Here is a 16,447-nt window from a genome sequence, read left to right as displayed (position 1 = left end):
GGGGGCCGGGGCGCGGCTCAGCTCTCGGCCGCGCCCTGCCGCGCCGCCACGGCGGCGCGGACCTCGTCCATGTCCAGCTCCAGCGCCTTGTCCACGAGTTCCTTCAACGCGCGCTCGGGGAGCGCCCCGGGCTCGGCGTAGAGGATGATCCCGTCGCGCGCCACCACGAGCGTCGGGATCGAGGTGATCTCGAACGCCGCGGCCAGCTCGCGCTCGGCCTCGGTGTCGATCTTGCCGAACAGGGCGTCCGGGTGCTCCTCGGAGATGCGCTCGTAGACCGGGGCGAAGTTGCGGCACGGGCCGCACCAGCTCGCCCAGAAGTCGACCAGCACCAGCCCCTCGCGCCCGAAGGCATCCTCAAAGGTCTCCTTGGTCAGATCGACCGTGGCCATCGCCCTCTCCTTCACGTCGCGTCGTCGTACGCCTTGCAGAACCACCCGGCGCCCTTTCCTGTTCCCGAGCCCGCCTCGCGCTAACCGGACCCGTCCGCGGCCCACAGGCGCGCCGACCCGTCCAGCCAGAGCCAGGCCCTCGTCCTGGTCTCCTTGGCCTCGACGTCGAGGGGCTCATAGCGGTCGGCCGCCACATGCGGACCGTGCCCGGCGACGTCGCGAGCGGGTCGAGCAGCAGGTGCAGCGGGACGTCCGGCGGCAGGACGACGAGCGCGCCGTCGCCCCGGTCCTCCCGGTGGCATCTCGGCCAAGGCAGGTCCGCCGCCCCGAAGGCGGCCCGCACTGCCTCGTACATGTCGCGCCGCAGCGCGAAGCGCTCGCTCTCGTCCCGGTGCCGGGCGGCGAACGCCGACACGTCGAACGCCAGGAGCGAGGTGTGGTGGTGCGGCGCCACGGGCGCGAACGGCCCGAGGAATCCGCCGTCCTCCGCGGCGCCGGCCCCCGCGACGGGTGGAGCCGATGGCGCCTCGGCCTTTATGCTCATCATGGATCGAGGTTTCCCTTTTTGTGATCAATGAGGTGGGATCTTCGTTCTGTGCGGGGCCACGGGGTGCGACCCGAGGCCCCTTATTCTCATTATCAGGCCTTTGTTTTCAGGGCTCTGCCGTGGGCTGATTGCTGCCGACTGTTCTGCTGCGAATCGGACAGCGATGTTCTTTCGCAGAACGGTCCGGGAGGCCATCTCGCACACTGCCATGCAGCACTCTGCGCGTCCGGATGCGGCCATCCGCCGAATCTGACGCCCCTGGCACATTCCTCCGCACGGGTGTGCTCCCACGGACTGGTGGGAGTGCTGGGAAAAACACCGGCCACCGTCCCGGAAGGTGGCGTTCGTCCGCGCGGCTCTTGTCCTGATGGCATAAAGCCACTTCTGCGACAGCGGACTTGGCCGTTCGCCACCTAGCTGTTCTAATCGAAGCATCTCGAAGGGCGGCCGACAGCGACGTTCCCGTCTGCGGGGAAATAAACGCGATATTTGACGGAAGAGTTGGGGGTCGGCATGAGCATGCCTTCGGGACCCGGACCCGTCGTGCAGCGCGCCATTCTCACGAGTGAGCTGCAACGGCTCCGCCAGGAGCACGGCTCCACCCAGGACCAGGTCGCGTCCGCGCTGGACTGGTCGCTGTCGAAGCTCATCCGCATCGAGGGCGGCAGCGTCGGCGTCTCCACCACCGACCTCCGCGCCCTCCTGCGCTTCTACGGCCTCCCCGACGGCGCCCCGGCCATAGACCGCCTCACCGAACTGGCCCGAGACGGCCGCCAACGCGGCTGGTGGGCCCTCTACCGCAACGACCTCTCCCCCGCCTACCTCGAATTCATAGGCTACGAAGCCGGCGCCTCCACCATCCGCTGCCTCCAACCCCTCGCCATCCCAGGCCTCCTCCAAATAGAGGAATACGCCAACGCCCTGACCGTGGAGTTCACGCGCACCCACGAGGTGCGCGACATCATCGTCGAGGTCCGCATGCAACGCCAGGACCAGGTCCTCGGCCGCCCTGACCCGCCCCTCCTGCACGTCGTCCTCGACGAGGCGGCGCTACGCAGGCACGTCGGCGGCCAGATCGACGCCGGAATCATGGCCCGTCAGCTCCGCCACCTCATCGCCATGACGGACAAGCCCAACATCGCCATAGAAGTGATCCCCTTCACCCAAGGCGCCCACTTCGGCATGCAGGGCGAATTCACCATCCTCGGCTTCGACGGCCGCCTCGGCGACGTCCTCTTCATCGAGAACGCCCGCTCCACGGACACCAATGTCGCGGACCGAGACGCCCGGATCACCGAATACCGCGTCGCCTTCGAGAACCTCCGCCGACTCACCCTCGCCGAGGAAGAAACGGTTCCCTTCCTCGAACGGGTGATCGTCGACATGGGCGGCTGACGCTAGGAGATGCGCCTCACCGAGGCGGCCAGCCCCTGCCACGCCCGCGCCGACAGGCCCAGGGTGGTTCCGCCGTCGGACTGTTTCGAGTCCTGCACGTAGACCGCGGCGCCCATGACGGTCACTTCGACACATCCGCTGGTCTCACTCGCCGACGCTTTGCGCCAGACGACCGGTGCCGCTTCGCCGGACGAAATGAGAAGTCCAGTGCGAAATATCGCACCTCCAGACGAAGTAGCCATGGCCTCCGGTCCAGCTTAGAAGTCGAGCGTCAGCCCCTGTGTAGCTGACACGTCACAACTGGTGACCGATGGAGTCGAGTAGGCGCGGCACGGTACGGCGGGGGTTTGGCGAAACTGATCGATGCAAATTACCGAAGCGGCCCGGTCGGCGCCACCGCTTGAGTGCTCTCGGTGGGAATATTTCTCCAGGAAGGGGGCTTATAAAGGGCGCCAAAAACAGTGGTTTGTGCCTGTGTCACTTGAAAATCAGCTGAGGGGGGTTCCTGGTGGGATCGGCGCGCGGGGCGTCGACGGCGGCCCCACAGGACGGGGCACAGGGTGCGGTGAGGCACGATGGAGGCGTGGTGGTGACTCGGGCCGGGGGGTCGGCGGCGGTCGCGGGCACGGAGGTGCTCGCGGACCTGGTGGCCGATGGCGATGTGGTGGTGCTCAGTGGGGCTGGGATGTCTACGGAGAGCGGGATTCCGGACTATCGGGGGGAGACGGGGAGGTCTCGGCCGTCTTCGCCGATGACGTTCCAGGCGTTCGTGGGGAGTGCCGAGGCTCGGCGGAGGTATTGGGCTCGGGCGCATCTGGGGTGGCGGCATATGACGCGGTCCCTGCCCAACGAGGGGCATCGGGCGGTGGCCGAACTCGAGCGGCGCGGGCTCGTCAACGGGGTGATCACGCAGAACGTGGACGGGCTGCACCAGGCGGCGGGGTCGGGGCGGGTCGTGGAGCTGCACGGGGCGCTCGACCGGGTGGTGTGCCTGGACTGCGGGGAGAAGACCTCGCGGGACGTCCTGGACGCGCGGCTGCGGGGCGCGAACCCGGACTGGGAGGCGCGGCCGACTCTGGTCAACCCCGACGGCGACGTGTCGCTCACCGACGCCGAGACGGCATCGTTCAGCGTCGTGGACTGCGCGGCGTGCGGCGGGACGCTGAAGCCCGACGTGACCTTCTTCGGTGAGACGGTGCCGCGGCCAAGGGTCGAGGAGTGCTACGAGCTGACCTCCGGCGCGGGCGCCCTCCTGGTCCTCGGGTCGTCGCTCACCGTCCACTCCGGCCGCCGCTTCGTGCGGCACGCGGCGTCCCACGGCATTCCCGTCATGATCGTCAACCAGGGACCGACGCGTTCCGACGCCGACGCCCTCTGCCGCGTGGACGCCCCGCTCGGGGAGACGCTCCGCGCCCTTCTGGAGGCCCTGCCGTGACCGACTACCCGTTCGCCTTCGCCGCGCGCTACCGCCCGCTCCTGGCCCTCCTCGGCGTCCGTTCGGCCAACAGCCGCGTCACCGTCGACGACGGCGGGCTGCGCGCCGTCTTCGGCCGCTGGACCCTGGCGACGCCGCTGTCGAACATCGCCTCCGCGACGCCTTCGGGCCCGTACAAGGCCCATCGCGCGATCGGCGTCCGGCTGTCGTTCGTCGATTCCGGCCTCACCTTCGGCTCCTGCCTGACGGGTGTCTGCATCTCCTTCCGCGAGCCCGTCCGCTGCCTCGGCCCGCGCCCGCACGAGGCCCTCACCGTCACCGTCGCCGCGCCCGAGGAGTTCGCCGCCGACCTCACCGCCCGCATCCCCGCCGCCTGACCCGCGGGGGCGTCCCCGCGGCCTGTGCGGGCGAAGCCGGACGGGAAAGAGAGGGATCGGGGGAGAAGGGGTGCGGTGGGGGTGATCGGGTGTCTATGCTCCCCGCATGCGGATCGTGACGGTGGGCGGGGACGACGTCGGCTTCATCGCGGTCGGGCAGGAGGCGGTCGGGATCATCGCGATCGGGCAGCTCGCCACCGGGGTGATCGCCATCGGCCAGCTCGCCACGGGGGTAGTGGCGCTGGGCCAGGTGGCCCGCGGGGTCATCGCGATCGGCCAGCTCGCCGTGGGGATCGTGGCGGTGGGCATGGGCGCGATCGGCGTCCTGTTCGCCGTCGGCATGGTCTCCCTCTCGGCGTTCGGGGCGCCGTTCGTCACCTCCGTGGGCCTTTTCGGCAAGGTGGATCCGCGTGCGCTGTTCGACCCGCGCCGCGACGGCCTCTTCCGGGGCTCGCTGCCGCCGTGGCGGGTGGTGATGGGCGCGCTCGGCACCCTGGTGCTGCTCGGGGGCTGGTGGCTGCTCGTCGGCTCCCAGCTGATCCTGCCGCGCCTCGCGCTCGGCTTCTGACCGGGCGGGCCCTTCAGCCGGGCTCCAGCACCGACGCGACGAGCGCGACCGCGAGGTAGATCTGGACCAGCGCGAGAACCGCGCCCAGCAGGTTCACCGGCCATGGCACCCGGACGAGCTGGGCCCGGCCGCCCGGCGAGAACCGGCTGAGCGCGCGCTTCTCGGCGCGCCCCTGCTCCATCGTGGGTCCGTCGTCGTGCTTGGAGGTGCGCGAGGGCATCAGCCCGCCTTCCTCTCGGGGACGAGCGCGAGCCCGGCCCTTCTGGCCTTCTCGACGCTGGCGCGCAACGCCTCCTCGACGGCGCGCGCCTGCTCGGTGAGGCCCGCGATCTCGGCGACGGCGAGTTCGTCGCGGACGGTGCGGGCCAGCAGATCCTGGTAGGCGTCGCCCTTGGCGGCCAACCGCTGCACGGTCTCCCACTGGCGCAGGGCCGCGTCGGCCGCCTTGACGCGCTCGGCGTAGGCCTCCAGCGCCTCGATCCGCTCGGTGACCGAGGCGGTGGCCAGCCGCAGCACCTCCTGCTGTGGTCCGAGCAGTTCGGCGATCTGCGGGTCACGGGAGTCGGCGTCGCGGTGCTCGGCCGACAGCCGGTTCAGCTCGAAGAGGGTCTCGGCGACCTCCCAGGCCTGCTGGGGCAGCGTGACGGTGTTGCGGATGTCGTCGAGGAGGCCTTCGGTCTGCACCCGGGAGCCGAGCACATAGGCGACGGCCTTGCGCGCCCGCGTGAGCAGATCCCGGTACGAGCCGCTGAGTTCCTCTGGCAGGAGGTAGCGCCCGTGGTGGTCCCGCGCGAGCCGCCCCGCCGCGCCTTCACCGCACCGGGTGAGCAGGAACGCGAGGACGAACGGCTGGAGGCACAGCTCCGCGGCCAGCGCCCAGCCCGGCACGAGGACGAACGCGGCGATGACCACCGCCTGCGCGGCGAAGGCGGCGTTGCGGACCCTCGGCGAGTAGAGCGTGCCCATCAGCCCGGGCAGGTACGTCCACAGGGGCGTCTGCCAGAGCGCGAACACGGCGTCCATCGGCTGCAGCCCGCCGAGCGCGGCGGGCCGCCGCGGAGCCGCGCCGGGGTGCAGCGACTCCGGGTGGTTCTCCAGGACCTCGCGCGTCTTCGGGGGGAGCGCGGGGTCGATCACGGGCCCGGTGAGGGCGTAGAGACGTTCCATGACCACCTCCCGATGCGTTTCTACCATCGGGAGGTGGCCGTCAAGAGAAGTTATCCACAGCCGGTTAGGTGGGATTTCTGGGGTTAGAGAAGGGTCTTGAGGAACGCGCGCGTGCGCTCCTTGTCCTTCCCGGAGAGGAATCCGCCCGCGACGAAGTCGGTGACGCCCGCGTCCCGCAGGTCCTCGAGCTGCGCGGTGACGGAGTCCTCGTCGCCGACGACGGCGAGGCCGGCCGGACCGTCGACGCCCTCCCGGTCCATCATCGCCCGGTACGACGGCAGCGATCCGTACATCTGGAAGAGCTCCCCGGCCTTGGCGCGGGCCGCCTCGACGTCGTCGGTGACGCCGAACGGCAGGATGCACACCACGCGCGGGGCGGGCCGGCCGGCCTGCGCGGCGGCCGCGGTGATGGTCGGCACGATGTGCTCGCGGACGGTCTTCGGCCCGGTCATCCACAGGACGGTGCCGTCGGCCTTCTCCGCCGCGATCCGCAGCATCCGGGGCCCGAGCGCGGCGACGACGACGGGCACCCGCGCCGCGTTGCCGATCCCGAACCCGATCTGCGCCTTGACGGTCTCGCCCTCGAACGCCACCGGCTCGCCGGACAGCAGCGGAACCAGGACGGACAGGTACTCGTCCATGTGCCGTGCGGGGCGGTCGAAGTCGTAGCCGTACATGCCCTCAATGACGATCTTGTGGGAGAGGCCGACGCCCAGGGTGAGCCGCCCGTCTCCGATCGCCAGCGCCGTCGTCAGCGCCTGCTGGGCGAGCGCGGCAGGGTGGCGCGGGTAGGTCGGCACGACGGAGGTGCCGAGTTCTATGCCGGGCACCGCCGCGCCCGCGACGGTGAGGGCGGTCAGCGCGTCGAGGCCGAAGACCTGGGTCAGCCAAGCCGAGGAGAAGCCGTCGTCGGCGGCCTCCCGCACGTCGTCTGTGAAGCGGCGGAGGGCGTCAGGACCGCCCTTGTCCAAGAGTGAGATCCCGATCCGCAACGGAGCGCTCCTCGGTCTGTGGGGTGAGGACTGTGTGGGTGATGACTGCCCTTCGGATTCTGCACGATCACCCGGGGCGTCCGAACAGCGCGTCCGCCGGCCGGGTGTTCACCACGGACTCGGGGGAGACGCCGCAGCGCACGGCCCTCTCGCAGCCGTTGCCCAGCCAGTCGAGCTGCCCGGGGGCGTGCGCGTCGGAGTCTATGGAGAACGAGCAGCCCGCCTCCACCGCGAGCCTCAGCAGCCGCTTGGGCGGGTCGAGGCGCTCCGGCCGGGAGTTGATCTCGACGGCGGTGCCATAGGCGGCGCACGCGTCGAAGACGAGCTCGGGGTCGAACTCCGACTCCGGCCGCAGCCGTCCCCTCGCGCTCCCGGCTTTGACGATCCGGCCCGTGCAGTGGCCGAGGACGTCCACCGAAGGGTTCGAGACGGCGGCGACGAGCCTGCGCGTCATGTCCACGCGGTCCATCCGGAGCTTGGAGTGCACGCTGGCGACGACGACGTCGAGCCGGTCGAGCAGCTCGGGTTCCTGGTCGAGGGCGCCGTCGTCGAGGATGTCCACCTCGATCCCGGTGAGGATCCGGAACGGGGCGAGTTCGGCGTTGAGCCCGGCCACGATGTCGAGCTGCTCGCGGAGCCGGTCCGCGGTGAGGCCCCGCGCGACCGTCAGCCGGGGGGAGTGGTCGGTGAGGGCGAGGTACTCGTGGCCGAGCGCGCGCGCCGTCTCGGCCATCTCGCGGATGGGGGAGCCGCCGTCCGACCAGTCGCTGTGGCTGTGCAGGTCGCCGCGCAGTGCGCTGTGGAGCGCTTCCGCGGCCTCGTCGAGCGGCTCGCCTTCGGTGGCCTCCAGTCGCCGCAGATAGACGGGCACCTCTCCGCCGACGGCTTCGGCCACCACCCGGGCGGTCACCTTCCCGATGCCGGGCAGCTCCTCCAGGGTGTCCTCGCGTACGCGCCGCTCCAGTTCGGCTTCGCCGAGGGCTCCCACGGTCGCGGCGGCCGTGCGGAAGGCACGGACCCGATAGGTGGGTTCGTGGGCGCGTTCCAGGAGGAACGCGATGCGCCGCAGCGCCTCAACGGGTTCCATACAGGGAGTGGTACCCGCCATAAGTAAATGCTTATATGTCGGGATGGAAGAGCTGTTGCACGAGGTACTGGGCGGGATCTACGGACCGGACCTCAGGATCGAGGGCCTGCGCCGGGACAGCGCCGGCGCCTCCCGGCTGACCACGGCGTTCGACGCGGTCACCGGGACGGGTGAGCGGCACGCGCTGATCCTGCGCCGCGACACGCCGGGCGGAGCGGCCACGGGCAACTCCCTGGAGGTCGAGGCGGCCCTGATGCGCGCCGCCGCGGCGGTGGGCGCGCCCAGCCCGGAGGTGGTGGCCGCGGGCGAGGATTACATCGTCATGAGCCGGATCGAGGGCGAGACGATCCCGCGCAGGATCCTCCGCGCCCCCGAACTCGCCGAAGCGCGCGCGGGACTTGCCGCCGAGTGCGGCGAGATCCTCGCCTCGATCCACCGGATCCCCGCCGACAGCGTGCCGGGTTTGCCGGACGAGGACCAGTTCGACCTGTGGGAGCTGGTCCTCGACGGCTTCCCCGATCCCTATCCCGCTCTGGAACTCGCCTTGCGCAGGCTCCGGCTGACCCGCCCTGAGCCGTCGGCCTCGACGGTCGTGCACGGCGACTTCCGCAACGGCAACCTCATCATCGGCCCCGACGGCGTCCGGGCCGTCCTCGACTGGGAGCTGTCCCACGTCGGGGACCCCCTGGAGGACCTCGGGTGGCTCTGCGCCAAGCCTTGGCGGTTCGGCTCGCCGCTCCCGGTCGGCGGTTTCGGCGGCTACGACGAGCTCGTGGAGGCCTACGAGCGGGCCTCGGGCACGAAGGTCGACCGCGAGGCCCTGCGCTGGTGGGAGCTGTACGGCGTGCTGCGGTGGGGCATCATCTGCATCGTGCAGACGAGCCGCCACCTGACGGGCGGTGAGCGCTCGGTCGAGCTCGCGGCCCTCGGCCGCCGGGTCGCCGAGAACGAGTTCGACCTGCTCACCGCCCTCGTCTAGGTCCTTGCGGGTCTGGCCGGCGGGCCTAGAAGGTGAAGCTGCCGCCCTTCTCGTAGACCTTGAGGATCCGCTGGGCGGTGCGGCTGATGTGCACCTCGTCAGGGCCGTCGTAGATGCGGCCGGCCCTGGCGTGGCGGTACATGCGGTCCAGCGGGGTGTCGCCGGTCAGGCCCTCGGCGCCGTGCACCTGGATCGCGCGGTCGATGACGTTGTGCAGCATCCGCGCGCCCGCGACCTTGATCGCGCCGATCTCGACCCGCGCCTGGCCGCCCTTGTCGATCTCGTGCGCGGCGTGCAGGGTGAGCAGGCGCGCGGACTGGATCTCGGCGTAGGACTCGAAGACGTGCTGCTGGAGGAGCTGCTTGTCGGCGAGCGGCCCGCCGAACGCCTCCCGCTCGTGCAGCCTGCGGCACAGCAGGTCGAACGCGCGCTGGGCCTGGCCGAGCCAGCGCATGCAGTGGAAGATCCGGCCCGGCCCGAGGCGCTCCTGGGCGATGACGAAGCCGTGCCCGCGCGGGCCGAGGAGGTTCTCCTCCGGGACGCGGACGTCGTCGTAGGCGACCTCCATGTGGCCGCCGTCGAGGCCGAGGACGGGGGTGTCCCGGATGATGTTGTACCCGGGCGTGTCCGTGGGCACGAGGATCATGCTGAACGACAGGTACGGGCTCGCGTCGGTCTCGGTCCGGCACATGACCGTCGTGTACGCGGCCCGGTCGGCCCCGGTGGTGAACCACTTGCGGCCGCGGATGACCCACTCGCCGTCGACGAGTTCGGCGGTCGTGGTGAGCTGGGTGGGGTCGGAGCTGGAGAGGCCCGGCTCGGTCATGGCGAAGGACGGCCAGATGTCGGCCTGCACGAGGGGCGCGAGGAACCTCATCCGCTGGCTGTCGGCCGCGTACTTGTGCAGCATGAGGGAGTCCTGGAGGGTGAACGTCCCCAGGGCGAGCTGGCCGAACTCACTACGGCCCTGGACCTCGTTGATGTACACGTAGTCCAGGAACGGCAGGCCGCCTCCGCCGATCTCCTTGGGGTGGCCCAGCGCCCACAGCCCTTCGGCCTTGGCCTCCTGCTGCAGCTTGCGCAGCAGGTCGGTGTCTCCCGCGTGCAGCGCCTCCTCGGCCGGCTCCACGCGCTCGGTCATGAACGCGTAGACGGCGTCGCGCAGGGGGCGTACGGAGGTGGGGATCTCGAAGCTCATGGACTTCGCCCTTCGTTCGACTAGAATCGCATTCTGTCTTGTGAAGGGAATGCCGCGCCATGCCCCAGCCGCACGATGTGCCGACCGCCGCGCAACTCGTGGAGTCCGTCCGCGAGTTCCTGGAGCGGGACGTGATGCCCTCCGCCTCGGGTCGCCTGCGCTTCCACGCCCTGGTCGCCGCGAACGTCCTCGGGATGGTCGAGCGCGAACTCGCCGAGGGGTCGCGGCACGAGGCCGAGCACCGTGACCGGCTCGCGCGGCTCGGCTGCGCCGACGACGCCGCGCTCGCCCGGGCGATCCGCGACGGTGACCTCGACGACCGCTACGCGGAGGTGCGCGGCGAGCTGCTGGACGCCGCCCGGGCCAAGCTCGAAGTGGCCCACCCGGGTTACGTCGCCGCGGCCGGCGAAGGATATAAGTAAGCAGTGACTTATACCGTCGAGGCGGCCTTCCCGACCGCACCCGAGGGCCGCTTCGAGCGGCGTTCCGTCGAGCTGCGCGAGCCCGGACCCGAAGAGGTGCTGGTCCGGCTCGTCGCCTCCGGCGTCTGCCACACCGATCTCGTCACCGCGGCCAACCCCGTGGTGCCGGGCCAGATCCTCGGCCACGAGGGCGCGGGCGTCGTCGAGGCGGTGGGGGCGGCCGTCAGCGGGGTCGAAGCCGGCGACCACGTGGTCCTCAGCTACTCGTGGTGCGGCGTGTGCCCCGCCTGCGAGAACGGCAGGATGGCCTACTGCGCCGACTTCCTCCAGCTCAACTACCTCGGCCCAAGGCTCCTCGGCCAAGGCTCCTTCGCCACGTTCACCGTGACCACCGAACGCAACGTCATCCGCGTTCCCGACGACCTCCCGCTGGAAGTCCTCGCCCCTCTAGGGTGCGGCGTCCAGACGGGGGCGGGAGCCGTCCTCAACGTCCTGCGCCCGGAGGCGGGCTCCTCCCTTGCCGTCTTCGCCCTCGGCGCCGTTGGGCTGAGCGCCGTCATGGCCGCCCGGATCGCGGGCTGCGAGCGGATCGTGGCCGTCGACCCCCAGCCGTCGCGTCGCGCGCTGGCTCTGGAGCTGGGCGCGACGGAAGCCGTCGACCCTTCTGAGGCCCCGTTCAACGCGATGGACTACGCCGTCGAGTGCATCGGCTACCCCGACGTCGTCCGCTCGGCCGTCAAGTCCCTCGCGGCTCCCGGCCAGTGCGTCACCGTCGGCTTCCAGGGCCAGAAGAACCCCGTCGAGCTGGACCAGCGCCACCTCATGAACGGCCGGGGCATCCGCGGCTCCATCGAGGGCGACGCCATCCCCCAGCGCTTCATCCCCGAACTCATCGACCACTACCGCTCCGGGGCCCTTCCCCTGGACCGCCTCGTCACCACCTACGCGTTCGCCGACATCGACAAGGCGGTCACCGCCGCCAAATCCGGCGAGGCAGTCAAACCCGTCCTCATCTTCTGAGGGGGGCGTCCAGCCGCCACCGGCCCAACGTCGTGCTCCTGCCATCGGGACCAACGACATGAACCGCAGTGTCGACATCGAGAACGCCGATCTCCGGCTCGCCTCCCTCGGCGCCTGGTTCAACAACCGCTGCGGGGCTCGATGAGCCCCCGCGCTCTTGATGCGCAGGGTCGGCAGGCAACCGGGTGGTAGACGGCGCGGCCGTCGCCGCCGACCCCGCCATCGCACCGCCCGGAAGATCCGCAGCGTACGAGACGCGCCGACGGTACGGCGGCCGGGATCAGGCGAGGGTGAGGAAGAGCTTTTCCAGTTCTTCCTCTGACATCGGCGGGGTGTCGGAGTCCCCGGCAAGGCACTGGCGCATTCCGCTGGCCACGATTTTGAATCCGGCCCTGTCCAGGGCCCGGGAGACCGCCGCGAGTTGCGTCACGACGTCCTTGCAGTCACGGCCCGCCTCGATCATCGAGATCACGGCCCCCAGCTGCCCCTGAGCCCGCCGCAGGCGGTTCAGGACGGGCCGCATCGATTCTTCGTCCACCTGCATCGAGCGTCCTCCTTCATTTTCCCCAAGAATACCCAAAGGGGTATGAAAACCGGACCGTCATGGCCCCGCCTGCCATGTGATCTCCCAGGCGGGAGGATGCGGCGCCGTCCGGCGGATGGATCGCCGTTCCGGATGTCTGGCCGCCGGTCCACCGTGCGACCCCGTCCGCATCGGCGGGGCGGCCGAGCGGGCGCGGGGTGTCGCCGCACGGCTCCGCTGAGCGACCGATAGATACCCCTAGGGGTATTTGACGTGCAAGCACTTGTCCCCTATGGTCGTATTAATACCCCAGGGGGTATCTAGCAGGTCTCGGCCGCGGCTGCGGCGTGGCCGCACGGACGCCCCGTCCGCGCCCCGTCCGCGCCCCGTCCGCGCCCCGGTGCCGTCGGTCCGCCGTCGGCGCACGCGAGCCGTGGTGGCGGGAGTCGTTGACTCCGCACCGCCGCCCTGCCCCCTGCGCCCGTTCTCTCCGGAGGGGCACCTTTCGGTCCGAATAATACCCCCCCGGGTATGTCGCCCATCTTGTTACGGAGGTTTCCGTGTTCTTCACGCAGTACTACCTCGAGTGCCTCTCGCAGGCGTCCTACATGATCGCCGACGAGTCCACCGGACGGGCCGTGGTCGTCGACCCGCGCCGGGACGTGTCCGAGTACCTGAACGATGCCGAGGCCCGCGGTCTCACCGTGGTCGGTGTCATCAACACGCACTTCCACGCGGACTTCGTCGCCGGTCACCTGGAGATGGCCGCCCGTACCGGCGCGTGGATCGGCTACGGGCGGCGCGCGGAGACCGAGTACGCGATCCGCAAGCTCGCCGAGGGCGACACGATCAGCCTCGGCGACGTCACGTTGAAGATCATGGAGACCCCCGGTCACACCCCGGAATCGATCAGCGTGCTCGTCTACGAGCACGCCGATGACGCCGTTCCGTACGGCGTGCTGACCGGCGACGCCCTGTTCATCGGCGACGTCGGCCGTCCGGACCTGCTGGCCTCGGTCGGGGTGACCGCCGACGAGCTCGGGGCGATGCTGCACGACAGCGTGCAGAACAAGCTGATGAGTCTGCCCGACGAGGCGCGCGTGTTCCCGGCCCACGGCGCCGGCTCCTCCTGCGGTAAGAACCTCTCCACCGAGCGGCAGTCGACGATCGGCGAGCAGCGGGCCACCAACTACGCGTGCGCCCCGATGAGCGAACAGGACTTCGTCGCGATCGTCACCGCCGGCCAGTCCGCCGCTCCCGGCTACTTCGCCTACGACGCGGACCTCAACCGCCGGGAGCGGGAGCTGTTCGACCCGACGAGCGCGCCGCAGGCGCTGGGCGTGGAGGACCTCCTGGCCCGGCGTGCGGCGGGTGCCGCGGTGGTCGACGCCCGTGACCCGCAGGAGTTCGCCGCCGGGCACCTGCGCGGGGCGATCAATGTCCCCGCCGACGGCCGGTTCGCCGAGCAGGCCGGCACCGTCCTGCCGCTCGGCGCGGAGCTGCTGGTCGTGGCTCCGGAGGGCCGCGAGGAGGAGATCGTCACCCGGCTCGCGCGGATCGGTTTCGACCAGGTGACCGGCTACCTGGCCTCCCCCGACGAGGCGCTGGAGACGATGGCCGACGAGGTCGCCCCGGCCAGCCGCCTGACCGCGGCCCAGTTGCGCGCCGAGCTGAAGGGCGACAACCCGCCGGTCGTGATCGATGTCCGCAACTGCGGCGAGCGCGGCGAGAACGGGTTCATCGAGGGCGCTCTGCACATCGCGCTCGGCGAGCTGCCCCGCCGTCTGGACGAGATCCCGCGCGACAAGCCGCTGGTCCTGCACTGCGCGGGCGGTCACCGCTCCTCCATCGCGGCAAGCCTGCTGCGCAGTCAGGGCTTTCAGGACGTCTCCGACGTGCTCGGCGGCTGGGCCGCCTGGGCCCTGCTGAACACTCCCGCCGCCGTCTGACCCGGCGGGCCGAAGCCACCGGTGCACCCGCGACAGGGAGTTTCCGCCCTGACCGTCCTCGGCGCGGGTGCGCCGGCCCTCCCCGGCATTCCTGCTTTTTCCGGCCCGTGCCCTGCACGGATCCGCTTCACCTCACGGAGTTCTCATGACGACCACAGCCTTCACACCCGCTGCCCTCCAGCACATGATCAACAACGGCGGCGCCGCTCGCCTGCTGGATGTGCGCACGCCCGGCGAGTTCCAGACCAGCCACATCCCCGGCGCCTACAACGTCCCCCTGGACACCCTGCGCGAGCACCGCGCGGAACTGCGCCGCCACCTGGATGAGGACGTGGTGCTGATCTGTCGCTCCGGCGCCCGTGCCTCGCAGGCCCAGCAGGCGCTCGCGGAGGCCGGTCTGCCCCATCTGCGCGTCCTGGACGGCGGCATGATGGCCTGGGAGGCGGCCGGGGCCCCGGTCGACCGCGGTCCCGAGCGCTGGGAACTGGAGCGCCAGGTCCGGCTCATCGCCGGCTCGGTCGTCCTGGTCAGCGGCGTCGTCGGCTTCTTCGTCCCCGGCGTGCACCTGATCGGCACCGCGATCGGTGCCGGACTGACCTTCGCCGCGGTGAGCAACACCTGCGCGATGGGCATGATGCTGTCCAAGCTGCCCTACAACCGCGGTCCGCGCACCGACATCCGCACCGTCATCGCCTCCCTGCGGGACCGGTCGTGATCGCCCTCGTCCTCGCGGCCTCCATCCTGATCGGCATCAGCCTGGGCATCCTGGGCGGCGGCGGATCCATCCTGACCGTGCCGATCCTCGTCTACCTGGCCGGGCAGGACAGCAAGGAGGCCATCGCCACCTCCCTGTTCGTGGTGGGCGTCACCAGCCTGGTCGGACTGATCCCGCATGCCCGCGCGCACCGCGTGCGCTGGCGGACCGGACTGATCTTCGGCTCGGTCAGCATGGTCGGCGCGTACGGTGGCGGCCGTCTGGCCGAGCCCATCCCCGGCACCGTCCTGCTCGTCGCGTTCGCGCTGATGATGCTGGCCACCGCCGTGGCCATGCTCCGCAAGGGCGCGGGCCGCAAGGCCACGCACAAGGCCGCGCCCACCGAGCTGCCGGTGAAGCATGTGATCGTCGAAGGCCTGGTGGTCGGCGCGGTCACCGGGTTGGTCGGCTCCGGCGGCGGCTTCCTGGTCGTCCCCGCTCTCGCCCTGCTGGGCGGACTGCCCATGAGCGTCGCGGTCGGCACCTCGCTGCTGGTCATCGCGATGAAGTCGTTCTCCGGGCTCGCCGGTCACCTGGCCGGCGTCCAGATCGACTGGAGTCTGGCGTTGATGGTGACCGCCGCGGCGGTCGTCGGCAGCCTGATCGGCAGCCGCTTCGCCGGACGGATCCCGCAGGACACGCTGCGCAAGGCATTCGGCTGGTTCGTCGTCGTGATGGGTGTCTTCGTCCTCAGCCAGCAGGTGCCCTCCGCCGTGTGGACCAGTCCAATGACCAAGATCGGCGCCGCGCTCGCCGCGACGGTGGCCGTGGCCGTGGCCGGGACGCTGGCGAGCAGGCGTCGGGCGCGAACCGTCGGCGAAGCGCCGCCGGAGAAGACCCGAGAGCTGAGCATGCGCTCCTGACACCGCATCCCAGGGGAAACGCACGCCACATCTCATCACGCACGAAGGAGAAGCCCGGTGAAGGTACAGGAAGAGGCGGTGGCCGCGGTCCTGAACCGGCTGCGCCGCGCCCAGGGCCAGCTCGCGGGAATCATCACCATGATCGACGACGGCCGCGACTGCGCGGACGTCGTCACCCAGCTCGCCGCCGTCTCACGCGCCATCGACCGGGCCGGATTCAAGATCGTCGCCAGCGGTATGCGTCAGTGCCTCGCAGGCGGCGAGGGCGACTCCTCATCGATGACGGAAGAGGAACTGGAGAAGCTGTTCCTCGCCCTCGCGTGACCACGTGGCCGCCCGACTCCGGACAGTCGGCGAATCCTCCACCTCCTGAACACGACCACTCCGAAAGGATCTTGTGATGTTCCTGTTCTCCCAGAACGAAAAGCGCGTCACCGTGCAAGAGGCCCGCCGGCGCACCCAGGGCGCCGACGCCCGCGCGGTCCTGCTGGACGTACGCGAGCGGGGCGAGTGGGACGCCGGGCGCGCACCCGGCGCCGTGCACGCGCCCCTGTCCGCTCTGGCCGCGGGAGCGGCCCTGCCGCGGGCCGCTCAGGGGCGGCCGCTGGTGGTGATCTGCCGCAGCGGGAACCGCTCGCAGAAGGCCACCGAACTGCTGGCCGAGCGCGGCATGGACGCGGTGGACGTCAGGGGCGGCATGAAGGGGTGGGCCTCTGCCGGGCACCCGGTGGTCGACGGACACGGGAACAACGGCTCGGTGGCATGACCGTGGGCCGGCC

At 70.7% G+C, this 16,447-nt stretch carries 20 protein-coding genes; 12 read left to right on the top strand and 8 right to left on the bottom strand.

Annotated features, from left to right (window positions below; genetic code table 11):
- Positions 1-17 precede the first annotated feature (17 nt).
- Positions 18-392, bottom strand: coding sequence for a thioredoxin family protein (locus ACYVOM_RS03310; RefSeq protein WP_460301690.1), 375 nt, complete (start codon positions 390-392; stop codon positions 18-20).
- Positions 393-1,452: 1,060 nt separating this feature from the next.
- Between ACYVOM_RS03310 and ACYVOM_RS03305 the strand changes: the two genes are divergently transcribed.
- Positions 1,453-2,334 carry a helix-turn-helix domain-containing protein gene (locus ACYVOM_RS03305; protein ID WP_460301689.1) on the top strand — a complete coding sequence of 294 codons (882 nt, stop codon included), beginning with the start codon at positions 1,453-1,455 and terminating at the stop codon, positions 2,332-2,334.
- Positions 2,335-2,336: 2 nt separating this feature from the next.
- On the opposite strand, the gene ACYVOM_RS03300 is transcribed toward ACYVOM_RS03305, so the two are convergent.
- Positions 2,337-2,576 (bottom strand): DUF397 domain-containing protein, encoded by a 240-nt coding sequence (locus ACYVOM_RS03300; protein ID WP_460301688.1) that lies wholly within the window; start codon positions 2,574-2,576, stop codon positions 2,337-2,339.
- Between the two features lie 266 nt (positions 2,577-2,842).
- On the opposite strand from ACYVOM_RS03300, the gene ACYVOM_RS03295 reads away from it, so the two are divergent.
- From ACYVOM_RS03295 to ACYVOM_RS03285, 3 genes are all read left to right on the top strand, one after another.
- Positions 2,843-3,769, top strand: coding sequence for an NAD-dependent protein deacetylase (locus ACYVOM_RS03295; RefSeq protein WP_460301687.1), 927 nt, complete (start codon positions 2,843-2,845; stop codon positions 3,767-3,769).
- The gene (locus tag ACYVOM_RS03290) at positions 3,766-4,146 is read left to right on the top strand and encodes a hypothetical protein (RefSeq protein WP_460301686.1); all 381 of its coding nucleotides are present in this window, start codon (positions 3,766-3,768) and stop codon (positions 4,144-4,146) included. Before ACYVOM_RS03295 ends, ACYVOM_RS03290 begins: the two co-directional genes overlap by 4 nt.
- A 106-nt stretch (positions 4,147-4,252) precedes the next feature.
- The gene (locus ACYVOM_RS03285) at positions 4,253-4,714 is read left to right on the top strand and encodes a hypothetical protein (RefSeq protein ID WP_460301685.1); all 462 of its coding nucleotides are present in this window, start codon (positions 4,253-4,255) and stop codon (positions 4,712-4,714) included.
- A 13-nt stretch (positions 4,715-4,727) separates the two neighbouring features.
- Here the strand turns inward: ACYVOM_RS03285 and ACYVOM_RS03280 are convergent, their stop codons facing one another.
- From ACYVOM_RS03280 to ACYVOM_RS03265, 4 genes are all read right to left on the bottom strand, one after another.
- Positions 4,728-4,934, bottom strand: a complete 207-nt coding sequence (locus ACYVOM_RS03280) for a hypothetical protein (protein ID WP_460301684.1) — start codon at positions 4,932-4,934, stop codon at positions 4,728-4,730.
- On the bottom strand, positions 4,934-5,881 hold the full coding sequence (locus ACYVOM_RS03275) for a hypothetical protein (RefSeq protein WP_460301683.1): 948 nt from the start codon (positions 5,879-5,881) through the stop codon (positions 4,934-4,936). Before ACYVOM_RS03275 ends, ACYVOM_RS03280 begins: the two co-directional genes overlap by 1 nt.
- Before the next feature lie 83 nt (positions 5,882-5,964).
- Complete coding sequence (locus ACYVOM_RS03270; RefSeq protein WP_460301682.1) at positions 5,965-6,873, bottom strand: LLM class F420-dependent oxidoreductase; 909 nt, start codon at positions 6,871-6,873, stop codon at positions 5,965-5,967.
- A 67-nt stretch (positions 6,874-6,940) separates the two neighbouring features.
- Positions 6,941-7,960 carry a PHP domain-containing protein gene (locus ACYVOM_RS03265; protein WP_460301681.1) on the bottom strand — a complete coding sequence of 340 codons (1,020 nt, stop codon included), beginning with the start codon at positions 7,958-7,960 and terminating at the stop codon, positions 6,941-6,943.
- Between the two features lie 43 nt (positions 7,961-8,003).
- On the opposite strand from ACYVOM_RS03265, the gene ACYVOM_RS03260 reads away from it, so the two are divergent.
- Positions 8,004-8,939, top strand: coding sequence for a phosphotransferase family protein (locus ACYVOM_RS03260; protein WP_460301680.1), 936 nt, complete (start codon positions 8,004-8,006; stop codon positions 8,937-8,939).
- Between the two features lie 25 nt (positions 8,940-8,964).
- On the opposite strand, the gene ACYVOM_RS03255 is transcribed toward ACYVOM_RS03260, so the two are convergent.
- On the bottom strand, positions 8,965-10,137 hold the full coding sequence (locus tag ACYVOM_RS03255; RefSeq protein ID WP_460301679.1) for an acyl-CoA dehydrogenase family protein: 1,173 nt from the start codon (positions 10,135-10,137) through the stop codon (positions 8,965-8,967).
- A gap of 59 nt (positions 10,138-10,196) precedes the next feature.
- Here ACYVOM_RS03255 and ACYVOM_RS03250 point away from each other — a divergent pair, with 59 nt between their 5' ends.
- Both ACYVOM_RS03250 and ACYVOM_RS03245 read left to right on the top strand, forming a co-directional pair.
- On the top strand, positions 10,197-10,559 hold the full coding sequence (locus ACYVOM_RS03250; protein ID WP_460301678.1) for a DUF6285 domain-containing protein: 363 nt from the start codon (positions 10,197-10,199) through the stop codon (positions 10,557-10,559).
- A gap of 3 nt (positions 10,560-10,562) precedes the next feature.
- Positions 10,563-11,579: an NAD(P)-dependent alcohol dehydrogenase gene (locus ACYVOM_RS03245; protein WP_460301677.1), complete on the top strand. Its 1,017-nt coding sequence runs from the start codon at positions 10,563-10,565 to the stop codon at positions 11,577-11,579.
- Between the two features lie 280 nt (positions 11,580-11,859).
- Here the strand turns inward: ACYVOM_RS03245 and ACYVOM_RS03240 are convergent, their stop codons facing one another.
- Positions 11,860-12,123 carry a metal-sensitive transcriptional regulator gene (locus ACYVOM_RS03240; protein WP_460301676.1) on the bottom strand — a complete coding sequence of 88 codons (264 nt, stop codon included), beginning with the start codon at positions 12,121-12,123 and terminating at the stop codon, positions 11,860-11,862.
- 539 nt (positions 12,124-12,662) lie between these two features.
- Here ACYVOM_RS03240 and ACYVOM_RS03235 point away from each other — a divergent pair.
- The 5 genes from ACYVOM_RS03235 to ACYVOM_RS03215 all read left to right on the top strand — a co-directional run bounded on the left by ACYVOM_RS03235 (position 12,663) and on the right by ACYVOM_RS03215 (position 16,434).
- The gene (locus ACYVOM_RS03235; RefSeq protein WP_460301675.1) at positions 12,663-14,051 is read left to right on the top strand and encodes an MBL fold metallo-hydrolase; all 1,389 of its coding nucleotides are present in this window, start codon (positions 12,663-12,665) and stop codon (positions 14,049-14,051) included.
- Between the two features lie 145 nt (positions 14,052-14,196).
- Complete coding sequence (locus tag ACYVOM_RS03230; RefSeq protein WP_460301674.1) at positions 14,197-14,766, top strand: rhodanese-like domain-containing protein; 570 nt, start codon at positions 14,197-14,199, stop codon at positions 14,764-14,766.
- On the top strand, positions 14,763-15,668 hold the full coding sequence (locus ACYVOM_RS03225) for a sulfite exporter TauE/SafE family protein (protein ID WP_460301673.1): 906 nt from the start codon (positions 14,763-14,765) through the stop codon (positions 15,666-15,668). Before ACYVOM_RS03230 ends, ACYVOM_RS03225 begins: the two co-directional genes overlap by 4 nt.
- A 57-nt stretch (positions 15,669-15,725) precedes the next feature.
- On the top strand, positions 15,726-15,992 hold the full coding sequence (locus tag ACYVOM_RS03220; protein ID WP_460301672.1) for a metal-sensitive transcriptional regulator: 267 nt from the start codon (positions 15,726-15,728) through the stop codon (positions 15,990-15,992).
- Between the two features lie 76 nt (positions 15,993-16,068).
- Entirely contained in the window at positions 16,069-16,434 is a 366-nt protein-coding gene (locus ACYVOM_RS03215; protein ID WP_460301671.1) for a rhodanese-like domain-containing protein, read from the top strand.
- Positions 16,435-16,447: the final 13 nt, after the last annotated feature.

It is taken from the genome of Actinocorallia aurea (assembly GCF_054783995.1).
This window is presented reverse-complemented; position numbering and strand designations above follow the sequence as displayed.

Bases quoted from the DNA above. Each gene is read 5' to 3' on its own strand.
- ACYVOM_RS03310 (WP_460301690.1), bottom strand. From the start codon at position 392: ATGGCCACGGTCGATCTGACCAAGGAGACCTTTGAGGATGCCTTCGGG.
- ACYVOM_RS03305 (WP_460301689.1), top strand. From the start codon at position 1,453: ATGAGCATGCCTTCGGGACCCGGACCCGTCGTGCAGCGCGCCATTCTC.
- ACYVOM_RS03300 (WP_460301688.1), bottom strand. From the start codon at position 2,576: ATGGCTACTTCGTCTGGAGGTGCGATATTTCGCACTGGACTTCTCATT.
- ACYVOM_RS03285 (WP_460301685.1), top strand. From the start codon at position 4,253: ATGCGGATCGTGACGGTGGGCGGGGACGACGTCGGCTTCATCGCGGTC.
- ACYVOM_RS03280 (WP_460301684.1), bottom strand. From the start codon at position 4,934: ATGCCCTCGCGCACCTCCAAGCACGACGACGGACCCACGATGGAGCAG.
- ACYVOM_RS03275 (WP_460301683.1), bottom strand. From the start codon at position 5,881: ATGGAACGTCTCTACGCCCTCACCGGGCCCGTGATCGACCCCGCGCTC.
- ACYVOM_RS03265 (WP_460301681.1), bottom strand. From the start codon at position 7,960: ATGGAACCCGTTGAGGCGCTGCGGCGCATCGCGTTCCTCCTGGAACGC.
- ACYVOM_RS03260 (WP_460301680.1), top strand. From the start codon at position 8,004: ATGGAAGAGCTGTTGCACGAGGTACTGGGCGGGATCTACGGACCGGAC.
- ACYVOM_RS03255 (WP_460301679.1), bottom strand. From the start codon at position 10,137: ATGAGCTTCGAGATCCCCACCTCCGTACGCCCCCTGCGCGACGCCGTC.
- ACYVOM_RS03250 (WP_460301678.1), top strand. From the start codon at position 10,197: ATGCCCCAGCCGCACGATGTGCCGACCGCCGCGCAACTCGTGGAGTCC.
- ACYVOM_RS03240 (WP_460301676.1), bottom strand. From the start codon at position 12,123: ATGCAGGTGGACGAAGAATCGATGCGGCCCGTCCTGAACCGCCTGCGG.
- ACYVOM_RS03230 (WP_460301674.1), top strand. From the start codon at position 14,197: ATGACGACCACAGCCTTCACACCCGCTGCCCTCCAGCACATGATCAAC.
- ACYVOM_RS03215 (WP_460301671.1), top strand. From the start codon at position 16,069: ATGTTCCTGTTCTCCCAGAACGAAAAGCGCGTCACCGTGCAAGAGGCC.